This is a genomic window from Streptococcus sp. 2741 (genome assembly GCF_013276315.1).
Taxonomy (GTDB): domain Bacteria; phylum Bacillota; class Bacilli; order Lactobacillales; family Streptococcaceae; genus Streptococcus; species Streptococcus pseudopneumoniae.
Genome location: NZ_VMKU01000109.1, coordinates 1 through 7,154, shown reverse-complemented (window position 1 = coordinate 7,154; position 7,154 = coordinate 1). Strand labels below are relative to the sequence as shown.

Here is a 7,154-nt window from a genome sequence, read left to right as displayed (position 1 = left end):
TACGGCAAGGTGAAGCTGATGTAGTTTGAAGAGATTTTCGAAGAGTATTAATTGGTTAGAAGGATTCGTCTGTAAGATAAAGTTAGACGGAAAATGAGATAAAATCAAAAAGGATAGCCTCTCTGTGATGAGATGTTATCCTTTTTGATTTTAAAACTATTGCAAGTTAACCTTGTTTCTCAAAATATAGTAGGTTCCGAGATAAAAGATAGCTATGAATATGAGTTCTTCAACAATGCCTATGCTTGCTCCCATATAGAAATTATCATTAAATCCTGCAAGTGAATTGACATAGAAGTTAGTACTGGTATTGAAGAAAACTTCAATAAAGCCAATGACGATTTGGATCCCAATGTAGGCTGCAACAGCGAGTGCTGTACGGTATTCATTGAAAAGCTGTCCAATGGAAATAGCCAAGTAGATGCAGAGGATTCCAGAAACGGTATTTAGTAGGAAGGATAACCCCACAAGAGAGAGTTGAGGAAGGTATGTTCCTACAAGTGGGAACAAGTCATAATGTGACATCCATTCTGGAACCGTTATAGTCACAATAAGAAAAGCACTTAGAGCCAGTACAGCCGAGCTAAGTATAGACCAGATAAAGGCTCCGACTAATTTAGCAGTGATGATATAGTGCTCAGAAACTGGCAAGGTCAAAGTCAGATAGCCTTGGCGGTCATAGACACTACCTTTGAAGCGTTTGATAATCAAGAAAATGGTTGAAATCCCAAGTGTAATTATCAAGCCACCAAAGACGAGAGCCAGAAAGATAAATAGGAAAGGTTGGCTATCTTTGAAAGATATATAATTATAGTAGTGTCCTTGCATTCCTAGGGGGACTGAAAGGACTAGCACGGCTGCGTAGAGGGCTAAATACCACTTGTTAACATTTTTAAATTCGTAGCGAATTAAATTCCAAAACATAAATAATCTCCTTTGCTTAAGCCTTAAATTCCTGACGGAAGAGTTGGTCAATGGATTCACCTGACTCATAGCGAATGTCATCTACATTTCCTTGACGGACGACTTTTCCGTCTTTGAGGAAGACAATTTCATCCAAGATTGGCTCGATATCAGAAATCAAGTGGGTAGAAATCAAAACGGTAGAAGTTGGGGAGTAGTTGTTGATAATGGTATTGAGGATATAATCACGGGCTGCTGGATCCACCCCACCAATGGGTTCGTCTAGAACGTAGAGACGAGCATCACGGCTCATAACCAAAATCAGTTGTACCTTTTCCTTATTCCCTTTTGATAATTTCTTGAGACGACTATTTTCATCAATGCCGAGGTCTGCAAGCAGATGATGGGCGCGTTCAAGATTGAAATCTTTATAGAAGGTCTTGAAGTAGGTTAGGGCTTCTTTGACCTTCATTTGCTCATTGAGATAGGTCGTATCCGGCAAATAAGCTACGATGGCCTTGGTTGCTGGACTTGGGTCCATGTCGTTGATGAGGACACGTCCTTGATCTGGTTGCAAGAGGCCATTGATTAGTTTAATCAGGGTTGTTTTTCCTGAGCCGTTTGGCCCAAGGAGACCAACAATTTTTCCAGCTGGGATGTCAAGGGAAACATTTTCAAGGGCTGGTGTTGCTCCATAAGATTTGGATACATTTTCAAATGCTAGTAATGACATAGGCTTAAACTCCTTTAATATAATCGCCGACTACGCCTGGTAGTTCTTCTTTTTCATAGCCAAAATGGGTCATGGAGGAAACGAAGTGTTCCAATTCTTCTTCCGATAATTGTTTGCGCGATTGGGCGATTAGCTCCTTATCCTCAGTCACAAATCGTCCAGTTGTTCGCTTGCTGTAGACAAATCCTTCTCGTTCAAGGTCTGACAAGGCTCTTTGGATGGTGTTGGGATTGACACCAGCCTCGCTCGCTAGCTCTCTCACGGTTGGAAGTTGTTGATTGGGTTCCAGTGTATGGGAAACAATCTGAAGCTTGATTTTCTCCATGATCTGTAAATAAATGGGTTTTTTGTTGTCAAATGTCCAGGACATCTTGGTCTCCTTTCTTTTATCCTTTTGTCTTAATCAAATAATACAACAAAACAAAAAACTTGTCAAGCAAAAAGAAGAATTGTTTTGGGAATCGCTTAAAAAATGGTATAATGAAAAGAAAACGATAAGGAGGGAAAGGATGCGTTGTCCAAAATGTGGGGCTACCAAGTCAAGTGTTATCGATAGTCGCCAAGCAGAAGAAGGGAACACTATTCGTAGAAGACGTGAGTGCGATGAATGCCAGCACCGTTTTACAACCTACGAACGGGTAGAAGAAAGAACCTTAGTGGTTGTTAAAAAAGATGGCACGCGGGAACAATTCTCCAGAGATAAAATCTTTAATGGGATTATCCGCTCAGCCCAGAAACGTCCTGTGTCAAGTGATGAAATCAACATGGTAGTCAATCGTATCGAACAGAAACTCCGTGGTCGAAATGAAAATGAAATTCAAAGTGAGGACATTGGTTCACTCGTCATGGAGGAGTTGGCTGAACTGGACGAGATTACCTATGTGCGTTTTGCCAGTGTCTATCGTAGTTTTAAGGATGTGAGTGAGTTAGAGAGTCTGCTCCAACAAATTACTCAGTCCTCTAAAAAGAAAAAGGAAAGATAAATGAAGCCAATTGACCGTTTTTCTTATCTAAAGAATAATCGGGTGTCGCAAGATACCTCATCTCTGGTACAGTGCTACCTCCCGATTATCGGTCAGGAGGCACTGAGCCTTTATCTTTATACAATCAGTTTTTGGGATAACGGCAGAAAGGAATATCTTTTTTCAAGTATTCTCAACCATCTTAACTTTGGAATGGATAGATTGATAAAATCTTTGAAAATCTTATCTGCTTTTAATCTCTTAACCCTCTATCAAAAGGGGGATGTTTATCAGCTAGCCCTCCATGCTCCTCTATCTAGTCTGGACTTCTTGGAGCATCCTGTTTATCGCAGACTTTTGGAGAAAAAGATTGGTGATGCAGCTGTGGAGGATTTGAAAGTTGAGAGTGCTGAGGGAGAAGAAATACCTGTCTCCCTCAATCAAGTCTTTCCAGATTTGGCAGAACTAGGAAGTCAAGAAGACCTTGGTCTCAAGAAGAAAGTGGCTAATGATTTTGACTTGGACCATTTTCGTCAGCTTATGGCTCGAGATGGGCTTCGCTTTGCGGATGAGCAGTCCGATGTCTTAAACATCTTTGCCATCGCCGAGGAGAAGAAATGGACTTGGTTTGAAACTTATCAATTGGCTAAGTCAACAGCTGTTTCCCAAGTCATTTCAACCAAACGCATGCGGGAAAAAATCGCTCAAAAACCTGTTTCCTCTGACTTTAGTCCTAAGGAAACAACCATTATCAAAGAAGCCAAAAGTAAAACTGCCCTGCAGTTCTTGGCAGAAATCAAGCAAACACGCAAGGGAACCATCACCCAAACAGAAAGAGAACTCTTGCAACAGATGGCTGGTTTGGGCTTGCTGGACGAAGTCATCAATATCATTCTCTTATTGACCTTTAATAAGGTGGATTCGGCAAACATCAATGAGAAATATGCAATGAAGGTGGCTAATGATTATGCCTATCAAAAGATTCATTCGGCAGAAGAGGCAGTCTTGCGAATCCGTGAGCGTGGGCAGAAGAATCAGGCTCAAAAAAGCAGTACCCCTAGTCCTGCCAAGTCCAATGTACCCAAGTGGAGCAATCCAGATTATAAAAATGAAACCAGCGAGGAAACTCGTCTGGAACTAGAACGTAAGAAACAAGAACTATTAGCTCGATTAGAAAAAGGAGGAGATTAGATGGAAAGTGTCGGAGACGTACTCAAGCGTCAACCTAGCCGTTTTCATTATCAAGATTTGGTCCAGAAAATCATGAAGGACCCTGATGTTGCGGTCTTTATCCAGCAAGAATCCTTGACCCCAGAGGAATTGAATCGCAGTATCTCCAAGTTTAATCAGTACATCACCGAGCGCGACAAGTTTCTCCGTGGTGATACGGATTATATTGCCAAAGGCTACAAGCCGATTTTGGTTATGAATCATGGCTATGCGGATGTTTCTTATGAAGAAACTCCTGAGCTAATCGCAGCGGAAAAAGAAGCGGCTATTAAGAACCGTCTCAAGTTAATCAATCTGCCAGCCAGTCTCAAGCAAGCTAGTTTGGCTCAAGTAGACTTGGATGATTTGGGGCGCTTACCAGTTTTTGAAAAGCTATTAGCCTTCGTGGAGCAATATCCAGCTATTCGAAAAGGTCTTTACTTATATGGAGACTTTGGTGTGGGTAAAAGTTTCATGGTGGCTGCCTTAGCCCATGATTTGTCAGAAAAACGTGGTGTTTCCTCCACTCTCCTCCACTATCCTAGTTTTGTCATCGATGTCAAAAATGCTATCGGTGATGGCAATGTTAAGACCTTAGTGGATGAGATTAAGCTTTCTGAAGTCCTGATTTTAGATGATATTGGTGCCGAGCAATCCACCGCTTGGGTGCGTGATGAAATCCTGCAAGTCATTCTCCAATATCGGATGCAGGAAAACTTACCGACCTTTTTCACCTCTAACTTCAACTTTGAAGATTTGGAGAAGCATTTCGCTAAAGGGAAAAATGGAAATGACGAAACCTGGGAAGCCAGACGCGTCATGGAACGCATCCGTTATTTGGCTGAGGAGACTCGTTTAGAAGGAGTAAACCGTCGATGACAGAAACCATTAAATTGATGAAGGCTCATACTTCAGTGCGCAGGTTTAAAGAGCAAGAGATTCCCCAAGTAGACTTAAATGAGATTTTGACAGCAGCCCAGATGGCTTCGTCTTGGAAGAATTTCCAATCCTACTCTGTGATTGTGGTACGAAGTCAAGAAAAGAAAGATACTCTGTATGAATTGGTACCTCAAGAAGCCATTCGCCAGTCTGCTGTTTTCCTTCTCTTTGTCGGAGATTTGAACCGAGCAGAAAAGGGAGCCCGACTTCATACCGACACCTTCCAACCCCAAGGTGTGGAAGGTCTCTTGATTAGTTCGGTCGATGCAGCTCTTGCTGGACAAAACGCCTTGTTGGCAGCTGAAAGCTTGGGCTATGGTGGTGTGATTATCGGTTTGGTTCGATACAAGTCTGAAGAAGTGGCAGAGCTCTTTAACCTACCTGACTACACCTATTCTGTCTTTGGGATGGCACTGGGTGTGCCAAATCAACATCATGATATGAAACCGAGACTGCCACTAGAGAATGTTGTCTTTGAGGAAGAATACCAAGAACAGTCAACTGAGGCAATCCAAGCTTATGACCGTGTTCAGGCTGACTATGCTGGGGCGCGTGCGACCACAAGCTGGAGTCAGCGCCTAGCAGAACAGTTTGGTCAAGCTGAACCAAGCTCAACTAGAAAAAATCTTGAACAGAAGAAATTATTGTAGAAAGTGAGAAATTATGGCCCTACCAACTATTGCCATTGTAGGACGTCCCAATGTTGGGAAATCAACCCTATTTAATCGGATCGCTGGTGAGCGAATCTCCATTGTAGAAGATGTCGAAGGAGTGACACGTGACCGTATTTATGCAACGGGTGAGTGGCTCAATCGTTCTTTTAGCATGATTGATACAGGAGGAATTGATGATGTCGATGCTCCTTTCATGGAACAAATCAAGCACCAGGCAGAAATTGCCATGGAAGAAGCAGATGTTATCGTCTTTGTCGTGTCCGGTAAGGAAGGAATTACCGATGCAGACGAATACGTAGCCCGTAAGCTTTATAAGACCCACAAACCAGTTATCCTCGCAGTTAACAAGGTGGACAACCCTGAGATGCGAAATGATATCTATGATTTCTATGCCCTCGGTTTGGGTGAACCACTGCCTATCTCATCTGTCCATGGTATCGGTACAGGGGATGTACTAGATGCGATTGTGGAAAACCTTCCAAATGAATATGAAGAAGAAAATCCAGATGTCATTAAGTTTAGCCTGATTGGTCGTCCAAACGTTGGAAAATCAAGTTTGATCAATGCTATCTTGGGCGAAGACCGTGTTATTGCTAGTCCTGTTGCTGGAACAACTCGTGATGCCATTGATACCCACTTTACAGATACAGATGGTCAAGAGTTTACCATGATTGATACGGCTGGTATGCGTAAGTCTGGTAAGGTTTATGAAAATACCGAGAAATACTCTGTTATGCGTGCCATGCGTGCTATTGACCGTTCAGATGTGGTCTTGATGGTCATCAATGCGGAAGAGGGTATCCGTGAGTACGACAAGCGTATCGCAGGATTTGCCCATGAAGCTGGTAAAGGGATGATTATCGTGGTCAACAAGTGGGATACGCTTGAAAAAGATAACCACACTATGAAAAACTGGGAAGAAGATATCCGTGAGCAGTTCCAATACCTGCCTTACGCACCGATTATCTTTGTATCCGCTTTGACCAAGCAACGTCTCCACAAACTTCCTGAGATGATTAAGCAAATCAGCGAAAGTCAAAATACACGTATTCCATCAGCTGTCTTGAACGATGTCATCATGGATGCCATTGCCATCAACCCAACACCGACAGACAAAGGAAAACGTCTCAAGATTTTCTATGCGACCCAAGTGGCAACCAAACCACCAACCTTTGTCATCTTTGTCAATGAAGAAGAACTCATGCACTTTTCTTACCTGCGTTTCTTGGAAAATCAAATCCGCAAGGCCTTTGTTTTTGAGGGAACACCGATTCATCTCATCGCAAGAAAACGCAAATAAAAAGTAGAATCTGGAATGACATTTCCAGATTTTTTTGATATAATAAAATAATAGAAAACGCTATCAAAAAGGAGGTATCGATGAAACATTTGTTTAAATTGATAATCTTATTTCCCTGGTTTTACTTTTTCAGCTGGATTGAAAAGGCCGATAGAGATAGTAAATTTTTCCCAATTTTTTACTATTTTTACTGGTTTTACATCCCCCTCTATGCTCTTTTTAGCCTTGCTTGGACAGTTATTTCAGTTCTGTTTTTCAATATCGTCTTGAGAAATGTGACAGATATCAAGTTATGGGGCATTTGGTTTCTTTTTATTCTGCTAGCTATTGGTCTGAATAGGTTAACTTATTTCTGTTTCAAAAAAATGCTTCGCTTGAGACGGGAGCTAGGGAAGTCTAAAGGAGGCAAGCATTGATTTATACTCTTCGAAAAT

Annotated in this window: 9 protein-coding genes; 6 read left to right on the top strand and 3 right to left on the bottom strand. The window is 41.9% G+C overall.

The features are described 5' to 3' along the window. Positions 1 to 156: 156 nt before the first annotated feature. From HT671_RS09375 to HT671_RS09365, 3 genes are read right to left on the bottom strand one after another with little or no spacing between them, the layout of a single operon-like run. A complete protein-coding gene (locus HT671_RS09375; RefSeq protein ID WP_166735317.1) occupies positions 157 to 924 on the bottom strand; it encodes a hypothetical protein in 768 nt (255 codons plus the stop codon). 16 nt (positions 925 to 940) lie between these two features. Then, positions 941 to 1,636 (bottom strand): ABC transporter ATP-binding protein, encoded by a 696-nt coding sequence (locus HT671_RS09370; RefSeq protein WP_004256110.1) that lies wholly within the window; start codon positions 1,634 to 1,636, stop codon positions 941 to 943. Positions 1,637 to 1,640: 4 nt separating this feature from the next. Then, positions 1,641 to 2,006, bottom strand: coding sequence for a GntR family transcriptional regulator (locus HT671_RS09365; RefSeq protein WP_000119149.1), 366 nt, complete (start codon positions 2,004 to 2,006; stop codon positions 1,641 to 1,643). Positions 2,007 to 2,145: 139 nt separating this feature from the next. Between HT671_RS09365 and nrdR the strand changes: the two genes are divergently transcribed. From nrdR to HT671_RS11750, 6 genes are all read left to right on the top strand, one after another. Then, positions 2,146 to 2,619 (top strand): transcriptional regulator NrdR, encoded by a 474-nt coding sequence (gene nrdR, locus HT671_RS09360; RefSeq protein WP_001203672.1) that lies wholly within the window; start codon positions 2,146 to 2,148, stop codon positions 2,617 to 2,619. After that, on the top strand, positions 2,620 to 3,789 hold the full coding sequence (locus tag HT671_RS09355) for a replication initiation and membrane attachment family protein (protein ID WP_138703367.1): 1,170 nt from the start codon (positions 2,620 to 2,622) through the stop codon (positions 3,787 to 3,789). Next, positions 3,790 to 4,686 carry a primosomal protein DnaI gene (gene dnaI / locus HT671_RS09350; RefSeq protein WP_138703366.1) on the top strand — a complete coding sequence of 299 codons (897 nt, stop codon included), beginning with the start codon at positions 3,790 to 3,792 and terminating at the stop codon, positions 4,684 to 4,686. Further along, complete coding sequence (locus HT671_RS09345) at positions 4,683 to 5,396, top strand: NADPH-dependent oxidoreductase (protein ID WP_138703365.1); 714 nt, start codon at positions 4,683 to 4,685, stop codon at positions 5,394 to 5,396. Before dnaI ends, HT671_RS09345 begins: the two co-directional genes overlap by 4 nt. 13 nt (positions 5,397 to 5,409) lie before the next feature. Continuing rightward, positions 5,410 to 6,720: a ribosome biogenesis GTPase Der gene (gene der / locus HT671_RS09340; protein WP_001207696.1), complete on the top strand. Its 1,311-nt coding sequence runs from the start codon at positions 5,410 to 5,412 to the stop codon at positions 6,718 to 6,720. A gap of 80 nt (positions 6,721 to 6,800) precedes the next feature. Beyond that, the gene (locus HT671_RS11750) at positions 6,801 to 7,136 is read left to right on the top strand and encodes a hypothetical protein (RefSeq protein WP_033677744.1); all 336 of its coding nucleotides are present in this window, start codon (positions 6,801 to 6,803) and stop codon (positions 7,134 to 7,136) included. The last annotated feature ends 18 nt before the right edge of the window (positions 7,137 to 7,154 follow it).

Bases quoted from the DNA above. Each gene is read 5' to 3' on its own strand.
- HT671_RS11750 (WP_033677744.1), top strand. From the start codon at position 6,801: ATGAAACATTTGTTTAAATTGATAATCTTATTTCCCTGGTTTTACTTT.
- nrdR (WP_001203672.1), top strand. From the start codon at position 2,146: ATGCGTTGTCCAAAATGTGGGGCTACCAAGTCAAGTGTTATCGATAGT.
- HT671_RS09345 (WP_138703365.1), top strand. From the start codon at position 4,683: ATGACAGAAACCATTAAATTGATGAAGGCTCATACTTCAGTGCGCAGG.
- dnaI (WP_138703366.1), top strand. From the start codon at position 3,790: ATGGAAAGTGTCGGAGACGTACTCAAGCGTCAACCTAGCCGTTTTCAT.
- HT671_RS09355 (WP_138703367.1), top strand. From the start codon at position 2,620: ATGAAGCCAATTGACCGTTTTTCTTATCTAAAGAATAATCGGGTGTCG.
- HT671_RS09375 (WP_166735317.1), bottom strand. From the start codon at position 924: ATGTTTTGGAATTTAATTCGCTACGAATTTAAAAATGTTAACAAGTGG.
- HT671_RS09365 (WP_000119149.1), bottom strand. From the start codon at position 2,006: ATGTCCTGGACATTTGACAACAAAAAACCCATTTATTTACAGATCATG.
- der (WP_001207696.1), top strand. From the start codon at position 5,410: ATGGCCCTACCAACTATTGCCATTGTAGGACGTCCCAATGTTGGGAAA.
- HT671_RS09370 (WP_004256110.1), bottom strand. From the start codon at position 1,636: ATGTCATTACTAGCATTTGAAAATGTATCCAAATCTTATGGAGCAACA.